Annotated in this window: 15 protein-coding genes, 1 tRNA gene and 1 pseudogene; 11 read left to right on the top strand and 6 right to left on the bottom strand. The window is 71.3% G+C overall.

What is annotated here, in order from left to right:
* Positions 1 to 19: 19 nt before the first annotated feature.
* The 6 genes from iolD to ACZ5WE_RS05145 all read left to right on the top strand — a co-directional run bounded on the left by iolD (position 20) and on the right by ACZ5WE_RS05145 (position 10,154).
* Positions 20 to 1,894 carry a 3D-(3,5/4)-trihydroxycyclohexane-1,2-dione acylhydrolase (decyclizing) gene (iolD, locus tag ACZ5WE_RS05170; RefSeq protein ID WP_467687367.1) on the top strand — a complete coding sequence of 625 codons (1,875 nt, stop codon included), beginning with the start codon at positions 20 to 22 and terminating at the stop codon, positions 1,892 to 1,894.
* A gap of 24 nt (positions 1,895 to 1,918) precedes the next feature.
* The gene (gene mmsA / locus ACZ5WE_RS05165; protein WP_467687369.1) at positions 1,919 to 3,421 is read left to right on the top strand and encodes a CoA-acylating methylmalonate-semialdehyde dehydrogenase; all 1,503 of its coding nucleotides are present in this window, start codon (positions 1,919 to 1,921) and stop codon (positions 3,419 to 3,421) included.
* 125 nt (positions 3,422 to 3,546) lie between these two features.
* Positions 3,547 to 6,192 carry an alpha/beta fold hydrolase gene (locus tag ACZ5WE_RS05160; RefSeq protein ID WP_467687371.1) on the top strand — a complete coding sequence of 882 codons (2,646 nt, stop codon included), beginning with the start codon at positions 3,547 to 3,549 and terminating at the stop codon, positions 6,190 to 6,192.
* Positions 6,189 to 7,076: an ABC transporter permease gene (locus tag ACZ5WE_RS05155; protein WP_467687373.1), complete on the top strand. Its 888-nt coding sequence runs from the start codon at positions 6,189 to 6,191 to the stop codon at positions 7,074 to 7,076. Before ACZ5WE_RS05160 ends, ACZ5WE_RS05155 begins: the two co-directional genes overlap by 4 nt.
* Before the next feature lie 162 nt (positions 7,077 to 7,238).
* Complete coding sequence (locus tag ACZ5WE_RS05150; RefSeq protein ID WP_467687375.1) at positions 7,239 to 8,270, top strand: pentapeptide repeat-containing protein; 1,032 nt, start codon at positions 7,239 to 7,241, stop codon at positions 8,268 to 8,270.
* A gap of 156 nt (positions 8,271 to 8,426) precedes the next feature.
* Entirely contained in the window at positions 8,427 to 10,154 is a 1,728-nt protein-coding gene (locus ACZ5WE_RS05145) for a vWA domain-containing protein (protein WP_467687377.1), read from the top strand.
* Positions 10,155 to 10,643: 489 nt separating this feature from the next.
* On the opposite strand, the gene ACZ5WE_RS05140 is transcribed toward ACZ5WE_RS05145, so the two are convergent.
* The 3 genes from ACZ5WE_RS05140 to ACZ5WE_RS05130 all read right to left on the bottom strand — a co-directional run bounded on the left by ACZ5WE_RS05140 (position 10,644) and on the right by ACZ5WE_RS05130 (position 14,403).
* Positions 10,644 to 12,338 carry an arabinofuranosyltransferase AftB family protein gene (locus ACZ5WE_RS05140; protein WP_467687379.1) on the bottom strand — a complete coding sequence of 565 codons (1,695 nt, stop codon included), beginning with the start codon at positions 12,336 to 12,338 and terminating at the stop codon, positions 10,644 to 10,646.
* 276 nt (positions 12,339 to 12,614) lie between these two features.
* Positions 12,615 to 13,892, bottom strand: coding sequence for an acyl-CoA dehydrogenase family protein (locus ACZ5WE_RS05135; protein ID WP_467687381.1), 1,278 nt, complete (start codon positions 13,890 to 13,892; stop codon positions 12,615 to 12,617).
* Between the two features lie 40 nt (positions 13,893 to 13,932).
* Positions 13,933 to 14,403, bottom strand: a complete 471-nt coding sequence (locus ACZ5WE_RS05130) for an SCP2 sterol-binding domain-containing protein (RefSeq protein WP_467687383.1) — start codon at positions 14,401 to 14,403, stop codon at positions 13,933 to 13,935.
* Between the two features lie 69 nt (positions 14,404 to 14,472).
* Between ACZ5WE_RS05130 and ACZ5WE_RS05125 the strand changes: the two genes are divergently transcribed.
* The 3 genes and pseudogenes from ACZ5WE_RS05125 to ACZ5WE_RS05115 all read left to right on the top strand — a co-directional run.
* Positions 14,473 to 15,147, top strand: coding sequence for a TetR/AcrR family transcriptional regulator (locus ACZ5WE_RS05125; protein ID WP_467687385.1), 675 nt, complete (start codon positions 14,473 to 14,475; stop codon positions 15,145 to 15,147).
* Between the two features lie 199 nt (positions 15,148 to 15,346).
* Positions 15,347 to 17,332, top strand: a complete 1,986-nt coding sequence (locus ACZ5WE_RS05120) for an AMP-dependent synthetase/ligase (RefSeq protein ID WP_467687387.1) — start codon at positions 15,347 to 15,349, stop codon at positions 17,330 to 17,332.
* 173 nt (positions 17,333 to 17,505) lie between these two features.
* Positions 17,506 to 18,291 (top strand): annotated as a pseudogene (locus tag ACZ5WE_RS05115) (GMC oxidoreductase); the annotation flags it as partial.
* A gap of 136 nt (positions 18,292 to 18,427) precedes the next feature.
* Here the strand turns inward: ACZ5WE_RS05115 and ACZ5WE_RS05110 are convergent.
* The 3 genes from ACZ5WE_RS05110 to ACZ5WE_RS05100 form a co-directional block, all read right to left on the bottom strand.
* The gene (locus ACZ5WE_RS05110; RefSeq protein WP_467687389.1) at positions 18,428 to 18,886 is read right to left on the bottom strand and encodes a PIN domain-containing protein; all 459 of its coding nucleotides are present in this window, start codon (positions 18,884 to 18,886) and stop codon (positions 18,428 to 18,430) included.
* A complete protein-coding gene (locus ACZ5WE_RS05105; RefSeq protein WP_467687391.1) occupies positions 18,876 to 19,145 on the bottom strand; it encodes a prevent-host-death protein in 270 nt (89 codons plus the stop codon). The genes ACZ5WE_RS05110 and ACZ5WE_RS05105 overlap by 11 nt, the downstream gene beginning before the upstream one ends.
* Positions 19,146 to 19,346: 201 nt before the next feature.
* A tRNA-Arg gene (locus tag ACZ5WE_RS05100) sits at positions 19,347 to 19,419 on the bottom strand.
* A gap of 307 nt (positions 19,420 to 19,726) precedes the next feature.
* Between ACZ5WE_RS05100 and ACZ5WE_RS05095 the strand changes: the two genes are divergently transcribed.
* Together ACZ5WE_RS05095 and ACZ5WE_RS05090 are read left to right on the top strand one after the other, a co-directional pair.
* Positions 19,727 to 21,382: a dynamin family protein gene (locus ACZ5WE_RS05095; RefSeq protein WP_467687393.1), complete on the top strand. Its 1,656-nt coding sequence runs from the start codon at positions 19,727 to 19,729 to the stop codon at positions 21,380 to 21,382.
* A gap of 6 nt (positions 21,383 to 21,388) precedes the next feature.
* Complete coding sequence (locus ACZ5WE_RS05090; RefSeq protein ID WP_467687395.1) at positions 21,389 to 23,338, top strand: YfjP family GTPase; 1,950 nt, start codon at positions 21,389 to 21,391, stop codon at positions 23,336 to 23,338.
* The last annotated feature ends 106 nt before the right edge of the window (positions 23,339 to 23,444 follow it).

Here is a 23,444-nt window from a genome sequence, read left to right as displayed (position 1 = left end):
TATGACAGCGGAGGGAAAGATGACCTCGATCAGGCTGACCACCGCACAGGCCCTCGTCCGCTTCCTGTCCCGGCAGTGCACCGAGCGCGACGGCGAGCGGCAGCGTCTCATCGGCGCCACCTGGGGCATCTTCGGGCACGGCAACGTGGCGGGCATCGGCCAGGCGCTCGTCGAGTACGGCGAGGAGATGCCCTTCCATCAGGGCCGCAACGAACAGGCCATGGTGCACGCCGCCGTCGGGTACGCACGCCAGTCCGGCCGCCTGTCCACGCACGCCGTCACCACCTCCATCGGCCCCGGCGCGACCAATCTCGTCACCGGCGCCGCGCTCGCGACCGTCAACCGCCTCCCTGTCCTGCTGCTGCCCGGCGACACCTTCGCGACCCGCCCCGCCGACCCGGTCCTCCAGCAGCTCGAAGTCCCGTACGCGGGCGATGTGTCGGTGAACGACTGCCTGCGCCCGGTGTCGAGGTACTTCGACCGGATCACCCGGCCCGAGGCCCTGATCCCGGCCGCCCTCGCCGCGATGCGCGTGCTCACCGACCCGGCGGACACCGGCGCCGTCACCCTCGCGCTCCCGCAGGACGTACAGGCGGAAGCCTTCGACTGGCCGGCGGAGTTCTTCGCCCGGAGGGTGTGGGGCGTACGCCGTCAAGCGCCCGATCCGCGTGAACTGGCCGTCGCCGCAAGGGCCGTGCGCGAGGCGCGGCGCCCGCTGATCGTCGCGGGCGGCGGGGTCCACCACAGCGCGGCCGAGGAGGCGCTGCGGGAGTTCGCGGACGCGACCGGCATCCCCGTCGCTTCCACCCAGGCGGGCAAGGGGTCCCTGCGGTTCGACCACCCGGCCGACGTCGGCGGCATCGGGCACACGGGCACGGCCACCGCCGACGAACTCGCCCGCACCGCCGACCTGGTGATCGGCGTCGGCACCCGCTACAGCGACTTCACCACCGCGTCCGGCACGCTCTTCGAGACGCCGGACGTCCGCTTCCTGAACCTCAACATCGCCGCGTACGACGGCCACAAGATGGCGGGCGCCCCCCTCGTCGCGGACGCGCGAGCGGGCCTGGAGGCCCTGACCGCCGCACTGGAGGGGTGGCGCGTGCCGCCCGCGTACGTCGCCGAGTACACCGAGGACAAGGCACGGTGGGAGCAGCGGGTCGACGCGGCGTACGCGGCCGACGAACCCGACGTACGGCCCACGCAGATCCAAGTCCTCGGGTTGCTGGACGAGTTGGTCACGGACGAGGACGTGATCATCAACGCGGCGGGGTCCCTGCCCGGCGATCTCCACAAGCTGTGGAGGGCGCGCTCTCCCCGGCAGTACCACGTCGAGTACGGCTACTCCTGCATGGGATACGAGATCCCCGCCTCGATCGGGGTGGCCCTCGCGGCGCCGGACCGGCCGGTCTGGGCGCTGGTGGGCGACGGGACGTATCTGATGATGCCCACCGAGATCGTCACGGCCGTCCAGGAGAACATCCCGGTCAAGATCGTGATCCTGCAGAACCACGGGTACGCGTCCATCGGCGGGCTCTCCGAGTCCGTGGGCGGCGAGCGGTTCGGCACGGCCTACCGCTTCCGGGCGCCGGACGGGACGTACACCGGCGCCCCGCTGCCCGTCGACCTCGCGGCCAACGCGGCCTCGCTCGGGATGCGGGTGATCCGCGCCAAAACAGTGGCTGACCTGCGCGATGCCCTCGCCGACGCGCGCGGGGCCGACGGTCCCACATGTGTCTACGTGGAGACGGAAACGGCAGACACAGTGTCGCCCCCGCCCCCGGCGCAGGCGTGGTGGGATGTGCCCGTGGCCGAGACCGCGGACCGACCGTCGGCGGTCAAGGCCAGGAAAGAGTACGACCGGCACGTCTCAGCCCGACGCCGCCACCTGTGAGATGTGAGAGTAGGGATGCTTGTCATGACGAAGACCGTCAACCACTGGATCGGTGGCAAGACTGTCGAGGGCGCGTCGGGTACGTACGGCCCGGTGACCGACCCCGCGACCGGCGCCGTCACCACGCAGGTCGCCTTCGCCTCCGTGGACGAGGTGGACTCCGCCGTCGCCTCCGCGCGTGAGGCCTACGCCACGTGGGGCAAGTCGTCGCTCGCCAAGCGCACCTCGGTCCTCTTCGCCTTCCGCGCGCTGCTCGACGCCAACCGTGACGCGATCGCCGAGCTGATCACCGCCGAGCACGGCAAGGTGCACTCGGACGCGCTCGGCGAGGTCGCCCGCGGCCTGGAGATCGTGGACCTCGCGTGCGGGATCACGGTCCAGCTCAAGGGCGAGCTGTCGACGGAGGTCGCCTCGCGCGTGGACGTCTCGTCCATCCGCCAGCCGCTCGGCGTCGTCGCGGGCATCACGCCGTTCAACTTCCCGGCCATGGTGCCGATGTGGATGTTCCCGCTGGCCATCGCGTGCGGCAACACCTTCGTCCTGAAGCCGTCGGAGAAGGACCCGTCGGCCGCGATGAAGATCGCGGAGCTGCTCTCCGAGGCCGGGCTCCCGGACGGCGTCTTCAACGTCGTGCACGGCGACAAGGTGGCCGTGGACGCGCTCCTGGAGCACCCGGACGTGGCGGCCGTCTCCTTCGTCGGCTCCACCCCCATCGCCCGCTACATCCACACCACCGCGACCGCCAACGGCAAGCGCGTCCAGGCGCTCGGCGGTGCCAAGAACCACATGCTGGTCCTGCCGGACGCGGACCTCGACGCGGCGGCCGACGCGGCCGTCTCGGCGGCGTACGGCTCGGCGGGCGAGCGCTGCATGGCCATCTCGGCCGTCGTCGCGGTCGGCTCGGTCGGCGACGAGCTCGTCGCGAAGATCAAGGAGCGGGCCGAGAAGATCAAGATCGGCCCCGGCAACGACCCGACCTCCGAGATGGGCCCGCTGATCACCGCGGCGCACCGCGACAAGGTCGCCTCGTACGTCACCGGCGCCGCGGCCGAGGGCTGCGAGGTCGTCCTCGACGGCACCGGCCACACGGTCGACGGCTTCGAGGACGGCCACTGGATCGGCCTCTCGCTCCTGGACCGCGTGCCGGTGACGGCCGACGCGTACAAGGACGAGATCTTCGGTCCCGTGCTGTGCGTGCTGCGGGTCGACACCTACGAGGAGGGCGTGGCGCTGATGAACGCCTCCCCCTTCGGCAACGGCACCGCGATCTTCACGCGCGACGGCGGCGCCGCGCGGCGCTTCCAGCTGGAGATCGAGGCGGGCATGGTCGGCGTGAACGTGCCGATCCCGGTGCCGGTCGGCTACCACTCCTTCGGTGGCTGGAAGGACTCGCTCTTCGGCGACCACCACATCTACGGCAACGACGGCACGCACTTCTACACCCGGGGCAAGGTGGTCACCACCCGCTGGCCCGACCCGTCGGACGCGCCGGCCGGCGTCGACCTGGGCTTCCCGCGCAACCACTGAGCGTGGTCAGGGGCCCGCGTACCGCGATCGTGGTACGCGGGCCCCGCTGCCTACTCCCCAGGTAGGCAACCGGGTTCAGACCACCGGCTGCCTCGGTTGTCAGCCCTCGCCCGTACGGTTGACGCATGGATCTACGACTGCCCAGGCGCAGACTGCTCGCCGCCGCGGCCGCCCTCGCCATCCTGGCGGGGGCGGGCACGTGGACGGCGGCGGCATCGGACGACGGGCCCGCCGTGCACCGCGAGGACCGCATGATGCGGATGCCGGGGGCGGGCGGCGCGAAGATCGACACGTCGTACTTCACCGCGGGGGACCCCGACACGAAGCGCCCCGCCGTCCTCATCGGCCACGGCTTCGGAGGCAGCAAGGACGACCTGCGCGCCCAGGCCGAGGACCTCGCCGAGAAGGGGTACGCGGTCCTCACCTGGTCCGCCCGCGGCTTCGGCAGGTCCACCGGCAAGATCGGGCTCAACGACCCGAAGGGCGAGGTCGCCGACGCCCGGGGGCTCATCGACTGGCTGGCCGGGCGCCCCGAGGTGCAGCTGGACAAGAAGGGCGACCCCCGCGTGGGCATGACCGGCGCCTCGTACGGCGGCGCGGTCTCCCTCCTGGCCGCCGGGTACGACGACCGGGTGGACGCCGTCGCCCCCCAGATCACGTACTGGAACCTCAGCGACGCCCTCTTCCCGAACGGCGTGTTCAAGAAGCTCTGGGCCGGGCTCTTCATCAACACCGGCGGCGGCTGCGAGCGGTTCGAGAAGCGGCTGTGTGAGATGTACAACCGCGTCGCGGTCGCCGGGAAGCCGGACGCCGAGGCGAAGAAGCTCCTCGCCGACCGCAGCCCGGCCGCCGTCGGCGACCGCATCAAGGTGCCCGCCCTGCTCTTCCAGGGCCAGACCGACTCCCTCTTCCCGCTCGGCCAGGCCGACGCCATCTCCAAGGCGATCCGCGGCAACCACGCGCCCGTGTCCGTCGACTGGATCTCGGGCGGTCACGACGGCGGCGACCGCGAGACCGGCCGCGTGAACGCCCGGATCGGCTCGTGGTTCGACCGCTATCTGAAGGACGACAAGAGCACCGACACCGGCCCCGCGTTCCGGGTCACGCGCACCGGAGGCGTCGACTCCACCGACGGCGCCGCGCAGCTGCGGGGCGCGAGCGGCGACACGTACCCCGGCCTGGAGAACGGGCGGCGGGACATCGCGCTCAGCGGACGCGAGCCGCAGCGCGTCGAGAACCCCGCGGGCGCGGCGCCGCCCGCCATCTCCGCGCTCCCCGGCGCGGGCGGCGGCGGACTCAACCAGCTCTCCTCGCTCGGCGTCGGCGTCTCCCTGGACTTCCCCGGCCAGCACGCCGCGTTCCAGTCGGCGCCGATCCAGGACGACCTGCGGGTCACCGGATCACCGCAGGTGCGGGTGCACGTCAAGTCCGACAGCGAGGACGCCGTGCTCTTCGGGAAGGTGTACGACGTGGGGCCGGGCGGCGGGCAGAAGGTGCTGCCCTCGCAGCTGGTCTCGCCGATCCGCGTGGAGGGCGCGAAGGCGGGCAAGGACGTCACCCTCACCCTGCCCGCCATCGACCACGACCTGCAGAAGGGCCACCGCCTGCGCCTCGTCCTCGCATCGACCGACCTGGGCTACGCCTCTCCGGAGCAACCCGCCACGTACACGGTGTCCCTGAAGAGCGACCTGAAGGTCCCCACCGCGCCCGGCGTGAAGACGGCCGCGGCTCCGCTGCCCGCCTGGGTGTGGTGGCTCCCGGCGTCCGGAGCGGTGATCGCGGCGCTGCTCCTGGTCACCGCGCGGCGCCGGACATCGGCGCCCGCCCCTGACCCGGAGCTCGCGGAAGTGCCGCTGCGGATCACGGACCTGAGCAAGAAGTACGCCAAGTCGACGGACCGTTACGCGGTCCGCGATGTCTCCTTCAGCGTCGAGAAGGGGCAGGTGCTCGGCCTCCTGGGTCCGAACGGCGCGGGCAAGACGACGACCCTGCGCATGCTCATGGGCCTGATCCGGCCCGACGCGGGCGAGATCCGCGTCTTCGGGCAGGCGATCAGGCCGGGCGCTCCGGTCCTGTCCCGCGTCGGCGCGTTCGTCGAGGGCGCGGGCTTCCTGCCGCACCTCTCCGGGCGCGAGAACCTGGAGCTGTACTGGAAGGCCACCGGGCGCCCCGCCGAGGACGCCCGCATGGACGAGGCGTTGGAGATCGCCGGGCTCGGCGACGCGCTGGCCCGGGCGGTGCGGACGTACTCGCAGGGCATGCGGCAGCGGCTCGCGATCGCGCAGGCGATGCTCGGCATGCCGGACCTGCTGATCCTCGACGAACCGACCAACGGCCTCGACCCGCCACAGATCCGCGAGATGCGCGAGGTGATGATCCGGTACGCGTCGGGCGGCCGCACGGTCATCGTCTCCAGCCACCTCCTCGCCGAGGTCGAGCAGTCCTGCACCCACCTGGTGGTCATGGACCGCGGGCGCCTGGTCCAGGCGGGCCCGGTAGCGGAGATCATCGGCTCCGGCGACACCCTGCTCGTCGGGCTCGCGGACGGCATCTCCGACCCCATGGTCGACAAGGTGGCCGCGCTGCCCGGCGTCGCGTCGGCGGCCCGCGCGGACGGCGGCCTCCTCGTACGGCTCGACGGCACGGAGGCAGGCAGCGCCGCACGGCTGCTGCCCGAACTGGTGCGCCTGGAGCTCCCGGTGGAGTCCATGGGCCCGCACCGCCGCCTAGAGGACGCGTTCCTGACCCTGATCGACGGAGGCACGGCATGAGCGCCCCAGCCCCAGCCACACTCACGGAGCCGGGCACGGAACGCGCCACGGCCCCCGGATACCGCCCCGGCCGTACGCTTCCGCTGCGCGTCGAGGCGGTCCGCCAGCTGAAGCGGCGCCGGACGCTGGTCATGGGCGGCGTGATGGTCCTGCTGCCCTTCGTGCTGATCCTCGCGTTCACCATCGCCGGCTCCCCGGAGTCCAGAAGCGGCCGGGTGACGCTGATGGACACGGCCACGGCGTCGGGCGCGAACTTCGCGGCCACGTGTCTGTTCGTGTCGGCGGGCTTCTTGCTGGTCATCCCGGTCGCGCTGTTCTGCGGGGACACGGTCGCATCGGAGGCCAGCTGGTCGTCACTGCGCTATCTGCTGGCGGCCCCTGTCCCTCGGGCCCGCCTCCTGTGGTCGAAGCTGGCCGTCGCGCTCGGCCTCAGCGCGGCGGCGATGATCCTGCTCCCACTGATCGCCCTCGCGGTCGGGACGATGGCCTACGGCTGGGGCCCGCTGCAGATCCCGACCGGCGGAGCCCTGCCCGCGGGCACGGCCGCGCAACGCCTGGTGATCGTCGTGGCGTACATCTTCGTCTCCCAACTGGTCACGGCCGCCCTCGCGTTCTGGCTCTCGACGAAGACGGACGCACCCCTGGGCGCGGTGGGCGGCGCGGTCGGCCTGACCATCGTCGGCAACGTCCTGGACGCGGTGACGGCACTGGGCGGCTGGCGCGACTTCCTGCCGGCGCACTGGCAGTTCGCCTGGGCGGACGCGATCCAGCCACGGCCCGAGTGGGGCGGGATGATCCAGGGTTCGGCGGTGTCGGTGACGTACGCACTGGTGCTTTTCGCGCTGGCGTTCCGGGGGTTCGCGCGGAAGGACGTGGTCAGCTGAGAGCAGTGGTGCGGCGCGCGTTCCCCACCGCGGAGTTTGAGGTGCGTCGCGGGGACGCAACCTCTTGGGATGGCGCGTACTGGGAGAAGGCCCGGAGCCTTGCCGGGGCGCCGGGTGCGAGGAGTGCCGCGCCCCGCGGTGCAGGGTGCCGACCGGTCTTGGATGCTGGGCACCGGGGTGGCGCTCGCGAGCGTGCTTCTCATCGTGCTGATCGTGGTCGTGGCGCCGCGCCATCTGCTGGACTGGGACACCGGTGGAGTCCGTGTCCCGGACCGTGCGAAGGCGATCAACGACATTCGGACCACGCTGCTGCAGGGGCTGGCCGGGCTGGCTCTGCTGGTGGGAGCGTTCTTCACGTGGCGGCAGCTGCAGGTGAGCCGCCATGGACAGTTCACCGGCCGATTCGCCGCCGCAGTGGAGCAGTTGGGCCATGAGAGCGCGGGTGTGCGCATAGGTGCGATCTTCGCGCTGGAGAGAATCGCCGTCGACTCACGGGACGACCGCGGGGCCGTTGTCGAGGTGCTCTGTCTCTTCGCGCAGCGCAACGCACTCGCCCTGCCGCTCGAAGCCCGCCCCTCCCCTCGTGACGTCGCGCGGAACCGTGAGGTCGCCCTGGCGCACGCGGGGGAGACCCTGCTGGTCATTCGCTCCCCGGATGTGCACGCGGCGCTCACTGTGCTCGGTCGCGCTCCGAGACCCAAGGAGCTGCAACTGCGTCTCCAGCGAGTGGACTTACGGCGCGCGATGCTGGACTTCGCCCATCTCGAGAATGCCGACCTGCACTATGCCGACCTGACGAACGTGCATCTACGGGCCGCGCATCTGAAGCAAGTCGATCTGTCCGGCACATGGCTGGTCAGAGCCGTGCTCATGGGTGCTGACATGCGGCAGGCCTCCCTGCGGTCCGTCCTGCTGTGCCATGCCCGGCTCGATCGGACCGACCTGCGCGCAGCGGACCTCAGCAACGCTGATCTGACGGCGGCAGTCGTCGCAGGTACGCGATTCGAGTCGGCCGATCTGCGTGGTGCCGTTCTGACGGACACCAACCTGACCGAGGCGACGCTCACCGGAGCCGTGGCCGACTCCACGACGGTCTGGCCCGCTGGATTCGACGCGACAGCCGCGGGGGTGCTCCCAGCTCACGACGCGCCGCCGCCGCGCCCCCTGAGCGTGTTCCCGCAGGACCCCGCCTAGCGGGAGCGGACGCGGCCCGTGTCCGAGAGGGAGCAGGCATGGCCGAGGGCGGCTCCACCGTTCCCGCATCGAGACGCTTCCGCAACGGTTTTGAGCGAGCGTTCGCGGAGCCTCGCGCGTCACAGTCATGTGAACCGACGACGCGAGGGGGCCAGGATGCGGACCTGGAAAGTACGGCGGGGGATGCTCGCCGCGGCGCTGGCCGGTGGGTTGTTGCTCACCGGGTGCACTTCCGGTGGCGAGAACGCGGACCGGGCCACGGGAGGCGGCAAGCGGGACCGGAGTGGTACCGCGCCGCTGCCCGCGCCGGGTCCCGCCTCGCCGGAGGGCGGTGACGCGGCCACCCCCGGCGAGCAACAGGACAGCAAAGACCGCGGCTTCGCCCCGCCCCCCGACTACCTCTCCACCTTCGCCCTGGACGTGGACACCGCCTCCTACGGCTTCGCCCGTCGAACCCTCGCCGCCGGCAGCCTCCCGGACCCGGCGACCGTACGCCCCGAAGAGTTCGTCAACAGCTTCCGCCAGGACTATCCGCGCCCCGAGGGCGACGGCTTCTCGGTGAACGTGGACGGCGCCCGCACCGACGAGGACGACTGGTCCCTGATGCGGGTGGGGCTCGCGACCCGCGGCGACGGCTCGGACGCCGAACGCCCGCCCGCCGCCCTCACCTTCGTGATCGACGTCTCCGGCTCGATGGCGGAGCCCGGCCGCCTCGACCTGGTCAAGGAGTCGCTCGGGATCATGACCGACAAGCTGCGCGACGACGACTCCGTCGCGCTCGTCACCTTCAGCGACAGCGCGAAGAAGGTGCTGCCCATGACCCGCCTCGGCGACCACCGCGACAAGGTGCACTCGGCCATCGGCGCCATGGAGCCCACCCAGTCCACCAACCTCGAAGCGGGCATCCGCACGGGGTACGACACCGCCGTGGGTGCCCGGCGCGACGGCGCGACCAACCGCGTCGTGCTCCTCTCCGACGCCCTCGCCAACACCGGCGAGACCAGCGCCGACGGAATCCTGGAGCGCATCTCCGACGCCCGCAGCGAACACGGCATCACCCTCTTCGGGGTCGGCGTCGGCAGCGACTACGGGGACGCGCTGATGGAGCGCCTCGCCGACAAGGGCGACGGCCACACCACCTACGTGTCGGACAGCGAGGAGGCCCGCAAGGTCTTCTGCGAGCAGCTCCCGGCCAACATCGAGCTGCGCGCCCGCGACGCGAAGGCTCAGGTCGCCTTCGACCCGCAGACCGTCAAGCAGTTCCGGCTCATCGGCTACGAGAACCGGGCGGTGGCCGACGACGACTTCCGCGACGACAGCGTGGACGGCGGCGAGGTCGGGCCCGGCCACACCGTGACCGCGCTGTACGCCGTACGGACGAGGCCCGGCGCGAGCGGGCACGTGGCGACGGCCAGCGTCCGCTGGCTCGACCCCGACAACCGAGTCCCGCACGAGGAGTCGAACGAGATCGAGACGGCGGACATGGAGGGCGGGCTGCACGACGCCGACCACGGCCTGCGCACCACGGCGGTCGCCGCGTACTTCGCGGACGCGCTCCGGAACGGGGCCTCGGCGCAGAGTGGGTCCGGCGACCCCGCCGTGCGCCCCGACACCGGCACGACGGCCAACGCCCCCGAGCCGATGTCCACCTCCACCGGCTCACCCGCCGGGCAGCCCCTGCCCGGCGCTCCCTCGCTGGCCGAACTGGCCAGGAGCGCCGATGAGTTGTCCGAGTCGTCATCGGGCGGCGACAAGGCGCCGGGCGGTGACAAGGCGCTGCGCGACCTGGCGACCGCCGTCCGCCAGGCGGACCGCCTCACCGGCGGGCACGGGGACGGCGGAGGCGGGCCTGAGGACGAGGGTGAGATCACCGGCAGCGGTTAGCGGCCGCCTGCGGGGCAGTGGCCGGGTCCTGCTGCGGGGTTGCCGTTAGCGTCCGCCCGCGGGGCAGTTGCTAGGAGCTGCTGCGGGGGCAGAGCTGCCGGGTCCTGCTGCGGGGCAGTTGCCGGGACCTGACGTGGGGCAGCTGCCGGGACCCGCCGCGGAGCTGCCGTTAGCGTCCGCCTGCGGGGCAGTTGCCGGGTCCTGCCGTGGGGCAGAGCTGCCGGGACCTGCTACGGGGCAGTTGCTAGGCCCCGCCGCGGAGCTGGTGCCGGGACCCGCCGCGGAGCTGCCGCTAGCGTCCGCCCGCGGGGCAGTTGCTAGGTGCTGCTGCGGGGGCAGAGCTGCCGGGTCCTGCTGCGGGGCAGCTGCCGGGACCCGCCGTGGAGCAGTCGTTAGCGTCCGCCCGCGGGGCAGTTGCTAGGACCCGCCGCAGGGCAGCTGCCGGGACCTCCTGCGGGGCAGCTGCCGGGGCCCGCCGTGGAGCTGCCGCTAGCGTCCGCCGCAGAGCTGCCGCTCGGCCCGCACCGGATCGTTCGGGAAGCGGAACGACGTCCGCTCCCACACCCCGGTGACATTGCGCAGGAACCGCCCCGGCGTCATCGGATCCCGTGTCGCCGCCCGCAGCTCGGCCAGCGCGCCGCAGTCGAGCGCCCGCCGGGCGGCGGCGACACCCGCCGGGTCGAGGCCCTCGGGGAGAGGCCCGCGGCCACGGTCGGCGAAGATCCACGTGTCCGGGAGCCGCTTGTCGTGGCCCACCCGGGCGTCGAGGCGCTCGGAGTGCGCGGCCAGCGGATAGGCGAGCCCGATCGGGTCGAGAGCGGCACCGTCCAGCGGGACCACCGTGCCGCTGAAGCCGAGCGTGCTCCAGACGCCGGTGACACCGGGGGAGTTGGCGGTGACGGCGGTCTTGGCGAGCAGGAGCGTGGGGGTCTCGGCGTGATCGGCGTCGCGTACGAGCCGTTCGTACGCGAGGTAACTCGGGTAGTTGGCGAAGCCGTGGTGGAGGGGGTGGGGGGAGGCGTTCTGCCGGACGTACACCCCGCGCTCGTCCGCCACGCCGTCCGGCCCGATATGCCCCTCGTAGGGAATCCGCAGCAGACTCGCGCAGGCCACGGCCCAGATGCCGACGCCCGCGACCGCGATGGTCCACGCGCGCGTGACGGGTACCAGGAAGACCGGCAGGACCATGAGGAGCAGCCCCGGCAGGAACATCCGGCCGTGCATGAAGTCGCCGCCCACCTTGATGACGTAGACCCAGCACAGCAGCCCCGCGACGATGGGCGCGAGCGCGGGTACGAGGGAGGCGGCATCCCGCCGCGTGGCCGCCGTCGGCAGCAGGGCCGCGAGCAGGAACAGCGCGGGCACCCACAGCAGATAGGGCTCCGCGAAGTCCGCGAGGTAGCCGAACCCCCGCCCCCACAGGCTCTGCGAGGCCTCCTTGGTCACACCGGGCAGCGGCATCAGCTGCCCGTAGTACCCGACCCGGAAGACCTCGTACGCGACCGGCAGCGCGAGGGCGGCTCCGAGCCCGCCGAACGTGGCACGCCGCGACGGCTGCGCCAGCAGCCACTGCGCGACGAGGAAGACGGCGGACACGAGCGCCAGGTCGGGCCGTACGAGGGGGCCGAGGCCAAGGACCACGCAGGTGGAGAGCGACTCGGGCCGCGTGACGAGCAGCAGCCAGGCTCCCGCGATCCAGCAGGTGACGAGCCCGGTCTCCAGGCCGGAGGTGGCGAAGTCCCAGACGGGCGGCAGCGCGAGCAGGACCAGGCAGCCGAGGGGGAGGACCGCCTTGTCCGCGTACAGCCGCATCGCCCCGAGCGAGGCGAGCGCGAACCCGGCCGCGGTCAGCAGCAGCCCGCCGTACATCGCGGCTCTGGCGATGTCGATGCCCGGCAGCCCCGCGAGCACCAGCAGCCACTGCCAGAGGGTGCCGGTGGACGCCTCGGCGCGTTCGCCCGCGTTGAAGACGGGGCCGTTGCCCGCCAGGATCTGCCGGACCGTACGGACGTAGATGTGGCCGTCGTCGGACATCCAGCGCCGCTGGAACCCGGCGAACGCGATGACGCAGGCCGGCAGCAGGCAGACGACGACGCGCCGGAGCCTGCCCCTGGTGTCGCTTCGGCTGTTGATCAGCCCGAGGACGGCGTCGGGCTCGCGGAAGAAGAGTTGCGTCGATGTCATGATCTTTTCATCGGCGCAGCTCTGCGGTGGCTTTAGGCGGGTTTGGCAGCAATCGTCGGCCGGGCCGGACGCCTGGCGGATCTGCCACCTGGCGGACGCTTACCGGTTCTGCCGCCCGGAACCGGACGCTTACCGGATCTGCCATCCGGCGGACGCTTACCGGTTCTGCCGCCCGGAACCGGACGCTTACCGGTTCTGCCGCCCGGAACCGGACGCCTACCGGATCTGCCGCCCGGAACCGGACGCTTACCGGTTCTGCCGCCCGGAACCGGACGCCTACCGGATCTGCCGCCCGGAAATCGCCCGGGCGATCACCAGGCGCTGGATCTCACTCGTCCCCTCGAAGATCGTGTAGATCTTCGCGTCCCGGTACATCCGCTCCACCGGATGCTCCCTGCTGTACCCCGCGCCCCCCAGCACCTGCACAGCCTTCTCAGTCGCCGAAACGGCCAGCTCACCGGCGCGCAGCTTGGCCATCGAGCCCTGGCCCGCGTCGAACGACTTGTCGTTGCGCGCCATCCACGACGCCTGCCAGATCAGCAGCCGCACGGCCTCGATCTCGGTCCGCAGGTCGGCGAGCGCGAAGGCGATGGACTGGTTCTCGATGATGGGGCGGCCGAAGGCGACCCTGGAGCCCGCGTAGTCGAGGGCGTACTCGTACGCGGCCCGCGCGATGCCGAGCGCCTGCGCCCCCACCGTCGGGCGGCTCACCTCGAAGGTCGCCATGGCGGCCTGCCCGCGTCCCCCGGAATCCGCCTTCGCACCGCTCCCCGCCTTCGCACCGCTCCCCGCCTTCGTACCGCTCCCCGCCTTCGCCGCCTCGCGTGCGCGGGCGAGCCGGGCGTCGAGACGCTCCTTGCCGCCGAGCAGGCAGTGCCCCGGCACGCGTACGTCGTCCAGGAACACATCCGCGGTGTGCGAGGCCCGCAGTCCCAACTTCCTTATCTTCTTGGCGCCTTCGAGGCCCCGCGTGCCGGGCGGCACGATGAAGGCCGCCTGTCCGCGCGAGCCGAGCGCCGGATCGACGGACGCGACCACCACATGGATGTTGGCGATGCCGCCGTTCGTGATCCACGCCTTCTGACCCGACAGGGTCCACTCGTCGCGTGCCGCGTCGTACGTCGCCCGCGTCCGCATCGCCGACACGTCCGAGCCCGCGTCGGGCTCGGAGACGCAGAACGCCGCCACCTTGGGGTCGTCCTCGTCACCGAAGCACTGCGGCACCCACTCGGCGAGCTGGTCGGGCGTGCCCGCGGAGAAGATCCCGGCCACCGCGAGCGAGGTGCCGAACAGGGCCATCCCGATGCCCGCGTCGCCCCAGAAGAGCTCCTCGTTGGCGATCTGCAGCGAGAGCCCGCTGGGGTCGCCGAACAGGTCGGCCAGGGACTCGAATCCGTACAGGCCGATCTTGGCGGCCTCCTGGATGACGGGCCAGGGAGTCTCCTCGCGCTCGTCCCACTCGGCGGCGGCCGGCCGCACCACGTCGGCGGCGAAGCCGTGCACCCAGCCGCGCAGGTCCCGCTGTTCTTCGGTCAGTTCGAGCGAGAAGGCCATGGGGATGTCCCCTTCCGGAAGTCGGTTCGGGCGTCAGGGGTCAGGCCTTCGGGATGTCGAAGTAGCGGGTCAGACCGGCGGCGAACGCCACGTCACCCGCGATCTTGATCTTGCGCATCATGAACATCGTCACGGGGCTCGCGTTGCCGGACACCAGCTTGAGGAACTCGGCGTCGGCCATGACGAGCGTGACACGCGGCTCGGCGTCCGAGCGGCCATCGCGGACGGTGCAGGTGCCCGCCGAGATGTCCGTCTCGTAGACGACGTCGTCGACCCCCGTGATCTTCCAGCGGATCAGCGCCTCGACGGTGCCCGCGGCCTCCGGCTTGAACTGCCTGCCCATCCGTCCGAAGACCTCCGCCAGGACGCGGGCGCGCAGCTCGGCGTCCTGGGCGATCTCGGTGATCTCCTTGCCGGAGAGCCCCTTCACGATCTTCGCGAACTCCTCGGGGGTGACGCTCGCGAAGTCCAGGCCGGCCAAGCCGTCAGCGCCGCCGATGCCGTCCGCCATGGCAATCTCCTTACTCAAAAGTAAACTTACTAAGGGGTAAGGTAGCCCCGAGTCTGGGAGGCTGCAAGAGTGACGGTCAACGGGAGAACTGAGGGAAGGCGTCGGCGCGTTCCGCGCCAGGAGCGCGAGCAGCAGATCATCGATGTGGCGGTGACGGTCTTCGCCAAGCGCGGCTATCACGCCGCGTCCGTGGACGAGATCGCCGAGCTGGCCGGGATCTCCAAGCCGATGGTCTATCTCTACCTCGACTCCAAGGAGGGGCTCTTCCTCGCCTGCCTGCGGCGCGAGGCCGACCGCCTGGTCGCCGCCTTCCAGAGTGCGGCGCGGTCCGGGGGCGGGGCGCCCGAACTGCGCCTGTACGCCGGCCTCTCGGCGTTCTTCGCCTTCGTCGCCGAGCACCGCGACAGCTGGGTGGTCCTGCACCGCCAGGCATCGGAGCTGAGCGAGGTGATCGCGTCCGCGGTCGCCGAAGCGCGGCGGGCGGTGATGGCGCAGGTCGCGGGCCTGGTCCGGGACGGCATCGCGGAGAGCCCCGGCGGCTCTCAACTGGACGACGAGGACGCCGACTTCGTCGCGCACGCGCTGGTCGGCGCGGCGGACTCGCTCACCGACTGGATGGGCGGTCACCCGGGCCAGTCGCCGGAGGGGGTCACGCTGCGGCTGATGAACATGGTGTGGGTGGGGATGGGGCGCGTGCTCGAGGGGGAGGTCTGGGTGCCGGGGGCCTCGCCCTCATCGGAGTGAGCGCTCTTGTCGCCGAGGTGATGGTCACGCGGTGATTTCTTCGGCGTTCGCCCCATTGAACTTTCCCTACGCTTGAGTAAGTTGACCTCCCAGTAAGTACGCACCGCATCACCTCTGCACGACCTCTGCACGACCTCTGCACGACCTCTGCACGACCTCTGCACGTCAGTTGGTAGGTAGCCGGGAGCCGGGAGCCGTCATGGGCGTACGCAAGGATCTGAAACGGGCGCAACGCCACGGCGAGCTGGCCGATCGCGCCCCGGTGGAGATCGTCAAGGACGAGCACGGAACCGTGCGCGAGGCGCGCACCGCCCGGCTCGCGGCGAAGGCCACCACGGGCAGCACCGCCGATATTCCCTTCACCAACGCCGCAGAGGCGCCGGGCGCGATCGTCCTGCGCCGCAAGCAGGGCGGCCAGTGGCGTCCGGTCACCGCGGCGGCCTTCGCGCACGAGGTCACGGCCACGGCCAAGGGATTGATCGCAGCCGGGCTCCAGCCGGGCGGCCGGGTCGCGCTGATGTCCCGTACGCGGTACGAGTGGGCCGTACTGGACTTCGCGATCTGGGCGGCGGGCGGGCAGACCGTGCCCGTGTACGCAACGTCGGCGGCGGAACAGATCGAGTGGATCGTGCGGGACTCCGGGGCGACGCTGCTGATCGCGGAGACGGAGGAGAACGTCGCGACGGCCGATGCGGCGGTCAAAGACCTCACCGAGCCGCCGCGTGTCCTCTGCGTCGATGACGGAGCTCTGCTCGAACTCGCGACTCGGGGCCGGGAGTTGACGGACGAGGCAGTGGTCAAGCGGAGGGCCGCCCTCACGCCGGAATCCATCGCCACCATCTGCTACACGTCGGGCACGACGGGCAAGCCCAAGGGCTGCGTCCTCACCCACGGCAACCTGCACGCCGAGGCCGCGAACACGGTCGACCTGCTGCACCCCATCTTCAAGGAGATCACCGGCCAGGTGGCCTCCACCCTCCTGTTCCTGCCGCTCGCCCACATCCTGGGCCGCACCATCCAGATCGCCTGCATGCTCGCCCGCATCGAACTCGGCCACTGCCCGAGCATCAAACCGGACGAACTGAGGCCCGAACTCCGCTCGTTCAGGCCGACGTTCGTCGTCGGCGTCCCTTACCTCTTCGAGAAGATCCACGACACGGGGCGCGCGACCGCGGAGAAGATCGGTCGCGGCGCGTCCTTCGACCGGGCCGAGGGGATCGCGGTGCGGTTCGGCGACGCGTATCTGAACAAGTTCCTCGATGCGGGGAAGGGCAAGGATGCGGGGAAGGGCAAGGATGCGGGGAAGGGCAAGGGCGCGCGCGGCCCCGGCCCCTCCGTCGGGCTCTACCTCGGCTGGGCGCTGTACGAACTGCTCGTCTACCGCCGCATCCGCAAGGAGGTCGGCGGCAGGCTGCGGTACGCGATCAGCGGCGGCTCGCCCCTCGACCGGCGCCTCAACCTCTTCTTCTACGCCGCCGGAATCATCATCTACGAGGGGTACGGCCTGACGGAGACCACGGCCGCCGCGACCATCACGCCGCCGCTGAAGCCCCGCCCCGGCACGGTGGGTACGCCGGTGCCGGGCACAGCCATACGCATCGCGGACGACGGCGAGGTGCTCATCAAGGGCGGCATCGTCTTCGGCTCGTACTGGAACAATCCGGCAGCGACGGACGCCGTGCTGCGGGACGAGTGGTTCGCCACCGGTGATCTGGGGGCGCTCGACGAGGACGGCTATCTCACGATCACCGGGCGCAAGAAGGACATCATCGTCACGTCCGGGGGCAAGAACGTCTCCCCGGCGATCCTGGAGGACCGGCTGCGCAGCCGGGCGCCCGTCGGGCAGTGCATCGTCGTCGGCGACAACCGGTCGTACGTCGCGGCGCTCATCACGCTGGACCCGGAAGCTGTCGAGCACTGGCTCGCCGTGCGCAAGCGCCCCAAGGAGACCCCGCTGGCCGAGCTGTGCCGGGACCCGAAGATGATCGCGGAGATCCAGAAGGCCGTGGACTACGCCAACTCGGCGGTGTCACGAGCCGAGTCCATCCGCAGATTCACCCTCGTCGAGGGCGAGTTCACCGAGGAAAACGGTCTGCTCACCCCCTCCCTGAAGATCAAACGGCATGCGGTGACGGCGGCGTACGCGGGCGAGATCGAGGCGCTGTACGGCGAGGCCGCGCGGTGAGCGAGGAGCCTGGCCGCGCGGTGAGCAAGGAGCCCGACGGGGCGTATGAGCCTGACGGAGCGTACGAACCTGATGGGACGTACGAGCCTGATGGGACGTACGAGCCTGATGGGACGTACGAGCCTGATGGGACGTACGAGCCGGACGGGGCGTACGACTTCGACGTACTGGCGCTGGCCGCCGTGCTCGCCTTCCTCACCCACCCGGTGCTGGTGGCCCGGGTGGCATCGACACACCGCTGGTCGGAGCGCACGATCATCGGCCTCGTCATGCAGACCCACGACAACTCCCTCACCACACGCCTGGGGCGCCGCCGGCTGCTGACGGCGGAACAGGGCCACGGCGCACCCAACCCGGTGCACATACCGGAGGGCTGGCAGGCGGCGGGACTGGTGGCCGACCGCATCAACGGCTTCGCGGGCACGAACCTGGGAGAACTACTCAACAAGCCCCTGACGGCGCACTTCCTGGGCGGCTGCCCGATAGGCGACTCACCCGGCGGGGGAGTGATCGACCCCTACCACCGCCTCTACGGCCACCCGGGCATCTCGGTGGTGGACGGCTCGGCGATCTCGGCGAACCTCGGCGTGAACCCCTCCCTGACGATCACAGCCCAGGCCGAACGAGCAATGGCGCACTGGCCCAACAAGGGCGACCAGGACCCCCGCCCACCCCAGACCACGCCCTACACCCGAGTACGCCCCGTCCCCCCAAGAACCCCAACGGTCCCAAGGGCCGCTTACGGGGAGCTGCGGCTACCGATTCAAGGGCCCACGGGGGCGGGCTGCTCGGAGTGCCAGCGTGAGGGCCACGATCGACTGTCTCTGTTATCTCCTCATTCTGCGGCGACGATCCCACCCAGACCGGCCAAGCGCAGCGCCAGGTTCCGGGGAGAATCGATCAGCTCGTCCACCTCCTGCCGGGGCGGCCGGGCAGCGAGTTTGCGAGTAGTGCAGTAGGCGGACCGGCGAACCTGCTCTAGATGCGAACAGGGCGGAAGGTGCTCTCAGCAGAGCTCGGCCCTGAGCGATACGCCACGAAGCGTGCACTGCTGATGGCTGGCGTGATCCCCCATCTGCGCCGCTCGGGCGCGTGCTACCAGTCGTGCAGGATCTCGGGGCGCGTGACGGGCACGATGGTGATCAAGTTGCCGAGGCCCTTGAAGTCGTCGGGGTTGGTGGTGAAGAGAGGGAGTTCTTCGGCGGCCGCGATGGCGGCGATCATCAGGTCGGCCACGCGGGGGCGGGATTTGCGACCTGCGGAGACGACGGCGGCGCAGATTCTGCCGTAGAGGCGGGCCGCCTCCACATCGAAGGGGATGGGGTCGAATTCGTTCTCCGCGCGCTGCAAGACGTCCATGCGGCGGGCTCGTTCGGCATGTTCGTCGTAGTCGCTCTGCTCGTTGCTACCACGTACCTGGTGGGGGCCTGCGGAGAGTTCAGCGAGGGTGATGGCGGTGATGGCCATCTCGGCGGGCAGTTCGTCGGCGTTGATCCACTTGCGCAGGATCATGATGTTCGTATCGAGAAGGCCCTGCTCGTGCTCAACGGGCATACGGGTCGTCCAACTCCTGCTCGACGACGTCGTCCTGATCGTCACGGAAGGCGTCCAAGGAGATGTCGGGTGCGGTGCGCGACATGGTCGCGAACTCGGCGCGAGGGACGAAACGGCGACGGCGCCGCAGCGGGACGAGCTCACCCACATGGTGGCCGTCACGAGTGACCGTGAAGGCTTGCCCACCCTGGACGGCGTCCATGATCTCTTTGGAGCGAGTGCGTAGATCGCGCTGAGTGATCTCGGGCTGCACTGTCATGCCGACCACGATAGCGAAGGTGTGCCACCCGGTGCTACACGGTGCTCCGAGGCGTGAATCTGTCGATGCGAGTCGCCGGCACCACGATGCCAGGCCTGTCGGGATTCGGGTCGCGCGTAGGTGAAGGCGCTTGCTCGCAGAGCGACGTGCAACCGGGCATGAAGAGCCCCTCGCGCATTTTCCCAGGTGAAGAACTTTTTGCGCCCCCGGCAGGACTCGAACCTGCGGCCAAGCGCTTAGAAGGCGCCTGCTCTATCCACTGAGCTACGGGGGCCGGATGGTGGCCGGTGGCCTGGAGCCCGGGTGGGGACGAGCCGTGACCTTGCCGGGGACAAGGATAGGGCTCCCGGGTCCTTGTCCCTGGCGCTTCGCCTCCGCGGCACTATGTGGAGGTTCAGTGAAGCGGTCCTGATAATCGCAGGCAGGTGCGAATCTCGCATCGCTTTTGGCGTCTCGCGCCCCGGGTGTTGTGCACTCGTTATGCCTGCGCCCCAGTCGCCCCTTCCATCCCATGTGTCCGATCGGCGCGCAGGGGTGCCCATATGCTTCAGAAAGCCGCCAAAATTGGGCATTCTTCGCATGTGGTGACCTTGGACGTACGGCCTCAACTGCTCGACGCTCTCTCCGCCCTGCGCGAGCGTGTCGCCGCCGCACGCTTTCCGCTCCCCTTGGCGGGGGCGCCACGCGCGCGTGCCAACCGGGACGAGCTCCTTGCCCAGCTCGACGACTACTTGGTGCCCCGCTTGCGGGCCCCCGAAGCGCCGCTGCTCGCCGTGATCGGGGGTTCCACCGGGGCGGGCAAGTCGACCCTCATGAACTCCCTCGTCGGGCGGCAGGTCAGTGAGGCGGGGGTGCTGCGGCCGACGACGCGGACACCGGTTCTTGTGTGCCATCCGGAGGATCATCACTGGTTCGCCGGAATGCGCGTACTGCCCGACCTCACGCGCGTGTGGGTGCCCCGCCCTGAGCCCTCGGCCGCGGACGACGAGGACGACGACGGGAGCGATCACCTGCTGCCGCCCGGGCCCGACGGCGAGCGCGCGCTGCGGATCGAGACGGCGGAGACCCTGCCCCAGGGGCTCGCGCTTCTGGACGCCCCCGACATCGACTCGCTCGTCTCCGACAACCGGAACCTCGCCGCCGAGCTGATCTCCGCTGCCGACGTCTGGGTCATGGTGACCACCGCGTCGCGGTACGCGGACGCCGTGCCCTGGCATCTGCTGCGTACCGCCAAGGAGCACGACGCCTCCCTCGTCACCGTCCTGGACCGGGTTCCGCACCAACTGGTGGCCGAGGTGTCGCGCCAGTACGGAGCGCTCCTGGTCAAGGCGGGCCTGGGCGACGTGCCGCGCTTCACCGTGCCCGAGCTGCCCGAGTCCACGGGCGGTGGCGGGCTGCTTCCCGCCACCGCCGTCGCGCCGTTGCGGGCCTGGCTCACGCACCGCTCCCAGGAGCCCACGGCGCGGGCGGAGGCCATCGCACGCACGGCACACGGCGTCCTCCAGTCCCTGAACGTGCGGGTCCCGGAGCTCGCGGGCGCCGTCGCCATCCAGTACGCGGCCGCGCTACGGCTCACCTCCGCCGTCGACGAGGCCTACGGACACGAGCACGCGCGCGTACGGGAGCGTTTGCAGACGGGGGCCGTCCTCGCGGGCGACGCGCTGAAGCGGTGGCGCAGCTACCCCCTGGACTGCGGCGCGGGCGAGCTCCTCGACGCCGTCGCCGAGAGCCTTGAGGCGCTGCTGCTGTGCGCGGTGACCGCCGCCGACGAGCGGATCGACGAGGCGTGGCGGCGCGAACCGGCGGCCGCCGCCCCCGGCCTCGGCGGCCGTGACCGGTTCATCGAGGGCACGGAGAGCGCCGAGCACCGCATCGGGATGGCGGTACGACGCTGGCGACGCGTCCTGGAGGAGTACGCGGAGGACGAGGTCCGCGGGCTCGACCGGATCGAGAAGAACTTCCTCCCCGACCCCGAGATGGTGGCCGCCCTGCTCGCCACGGCCCTGCTCGGCGGCGACCGCGGACGCTCGGCGGGCGAAACGCTCGCCGAACGGATCGGCGCCCACGGAGCGCTCCGGCTGCGGGACCGGGGCGGACACCTGCTCACCACCTACCTGGACAACGTCCTGGACGCGGAACGCGAGCGACGCCTCGCCCCTCTCGACGCCCTCGACGTGAACCCCGAACCCCAGGCCGACCTGATCGCCGCGCTGTCCGTACTGCAGAAGGAGAGGTGACCCGCGGTGACTGCCGTCACTGATCACACCGAGCACGAGCGTGAGCGCGATGAGCCTCACGAGGAACCGGGGAACCCCGAGGGCGCCTCCGAGGAGACCCGCGGCGGATCCGAAACCGTCTGGGACGACGGGCTGATCGCGCGTCGCGGCGGTGCCACGCGCGAGGACGCCGCTCAGGGGGCCGGCGGTGGCGCGGGATGCGGCGCCGACCCGTATGCCCCCTCACAGACTCCGTCCGGAGCACTGTCCGTTACGCCATCCTGTGCTCCCTCCAGTACGTCTTCCAGTGCGTCTTCCAGCACGCCCTCCGGTACGTCGTCCCATGCTTCGTCCGGTATTTCGACCGCGTACGAAGGGCCTCTGCGCGCCCGGCTGGACGCGCTGCGTGAACTCGTCGGACTCTCCCGCACCCGCCTTGACAGCGCCACGCTCGCCGAGGCGAGCCGGGTACTCGACGAGGCCGCGGCCCGGCGCAGGCTCTCCGGCAGGCACACCGTCGTCGCCATCGCGGGTGCCACGGGGAGCGGCAAGTCGACGCTGTTCAACGCCCTGGCCGGCGTGACGATCTCGGAGACCGGCGTCCGCAGGCCGACCACGGCTGCCCCCATCGGCTGCAGCTGGACCGACGGCGCCGCGGCGCTCCTTGACCGGCTCGGCATCCCGGGACGGCTGCGCAGACGCCCGCTCCAGGGCCCCGACACGAACACCCTGGAAGGGCTCGTCCTGATCGACCTGCCCGACCACGACTCGGCGGTCGGCGAGCACCGCGCGCACGTGGACCGGATCCTCGCCCTCGTCGACGCGGTCATCTGGGTCGTCGACCCCGAGAAGTACGCCGACGCGATGCTCCACGAGCGCTACCTGCGGCCCATGGCGGGCCACGCCGAGGTCATGTTCGTCGTGCTCAACCAGGTGGACCGGCTGCCGGGCGACGCCGCCGACCAGGTGCTCGACGATCTGCGGCGGCTGCTCGACGAGGACGGCATCGCCCTCGGCGAGCACGGTGAACCCGGCGCCACCGTTCTCGCCCTCTCCGCGCTGACCGGAGACGGGGTCGATGAACTCCGGGAGTCCCTCGGCCAGTTCACCAAGGAGCGGGGCGCCGCCGCCCGGCGGATCGCGGCCGACCTCGACGCCACCGCCGACCAGCTGTGGCCCGTGTACGCGGCCGGGGCCGGGTGGCACGGAGGCCGGGGCAGGTCGTGGATCGGGCTCAGCGAAGAAGCGCGCGAGGAGTTCACCGACCGGCTCGCGGACGCGGTGGGCGCGGCGGCCGCAGGGCAGGCCGCGGAACGGGCCTGGCAGCGCAACGCGGGCAAGGCGTGCGGCACGCCCTGGCTTCGGCTGTGGCGTTGGTACGAGGCCCAGCGCGCGCCGCGGGGCATCGGCTGGCCCGTGGCGCAGGTGCCGCCGGACGAGGAGGCCACGGCTCGGCAGCGCGTCGAGCACGCGGTGCGAACCGTGGCCGACGAGGCTGCTGCCGGGCTGCCCCAGCCCTGGGGCCAGGCCGTGCGGGAGGCAGCGGTGCGCGGCGCCGAGGGGCTGCCCGAGGCGCTCGACCAGCTGACGGTGTCGGCCGGGGTGCCGGAGGGGAAGCCTCCGCGGCCCGGGTGGTGGCCGGTCGCGGTTCTCGCCCAGGCGGCGATGACGTTGCTCCAAGTCGTGGGCGGGCTCTGGCTGGTGGCGCAGATCATCGGGATCGCGGAGCCGAACCTGGGTGTGCCGGTGCTGCTGATGCTGGCCGGCATCATCGGCGGACCCTGTGTGGAGTGGGGGAGCCGGATGGCGGCACGGGGGCCGGCGCGACGCTACGGCCTGGACGCGGAACGGCGGTTGCGGGAGGCGGCCGCCGGGTGCGGGCGGGCGAGGGTGCTTGATCCGTTGGCGGCGGAGCTGCTGCGGTATCTGGAGGTGCGCGAGCAGTACGTGCGGGTGACAGGTGCGGCGGTGGGCTGAAAGGGGCGGGCGGGCGCCCCGTTCGGGTGAGGGAGTTTTCCACAACTGGCCGGTAGACCACAGGGCTCAGCGAGATCGTGCCGACCGGTCCACTCTGAGATCGAAG

This window comes from Streptomyces sp. NPDC033180 (assembly GCF_055577645.1).
Note: the sequence above shows the minus strand (reverse complement) of the source record. Positions and strands in the feature narration are given on the sequence as shown.

What these genes read in the sequence shown, in the direction of transcription:
- iolD (WP_467687367.1), top strand. Translation starts at nt 20, where the DNA reads ATGACCTCGATCAGGCTGACCACCGCACAGGCCCTCGTCCGCTTCCTG.
- mmsA (WP_467687369.1), top strand. Translation starts at nt 1,919, where the DNA reads ATGACGAAGACCGTCAACCACTGGATCGGTGGCAAGACTGTCGAGGGC.
- ACZ5WE_RS05160 (WP_467687371.1), top strand. Translation starts at nt 3,547, where the DNA reads ATGGATCTACGACTGCCCAGGCGCAGACTGCTCGCCGCCGCGGCCGCC.
- ACZ5WE_RS05155 (WP_467687373.1), top strand. Translation starts at nt 6,189, where the DNA reads ATGAGCGCCCCAGCCCCAGCCACACTCACGGAGCCGGGCACGGAACGC.
- ACZ5WE_RS05150 (WP_467687375.1), top strand. Translation starts at nt 7,239, where the DNA reads ATGCTGGGCACCGGGGTGGCGCTCGCGAGCGTGCTTCTCATCGTGCTG.
- ACZ5WE_RS05145 (WP_467687377.1), top strand. Translation starts at nt 8,427, where the DNA reads ATGCGGACCTGGAAAGTACGGCGGGGGATGCTCGCCGCGGCGCTGGCC.
- ACZ5WE_RS05140 (WP_467687379.1), bottom strand. Translation starts at nt 12,338, where the DNA reads ATGACATCGACGCAACTCTTCTTCCGCGAGCCCGACGCCGTCCTCGGG.
- ACZ5WE_RS05135 (WP_467687381.1), bottom strand. Translation starts at nt 13,892, where the DNA reads ATGGCCTTCTCGCTCGAACTGACCGAAGAACAGCGGGACCTGCGCGGC.
- ACZ5WE_RS05130 (WP_467687383.1), bottom strand. Translation starts at nt 14,403, where the DNA reads ATGGCGGACGGCATCGGCGGCGCTGACGGCTTGGCCGGCCTGGACTTC.
- ACZ5WE_RS05120 (WP_467687387.1), top strand. Translation starts at nt 15,347, where the DNA reads ATGGGCGTACGCAAGGATCTGAAACGGGCGCAACGCCACGGCGAGCTG.
- ACZ5WE_RS05110 (WP_467687389.1), bottom strand. Translation starts at nt 18,886, where the DNA reads ATGCCCGTTGAGCACGAGCAGGGCCTTCTCGATACGAACATCATGATC.
- ACZ5WE_RS05105 (WP_467687391.1), bottom strand. Translation starts at nt 19,145, where the DNA reads ATGACAGTGCAGCCCGAGATCACTCAGCGCGATCTACGCACTCGCTCC.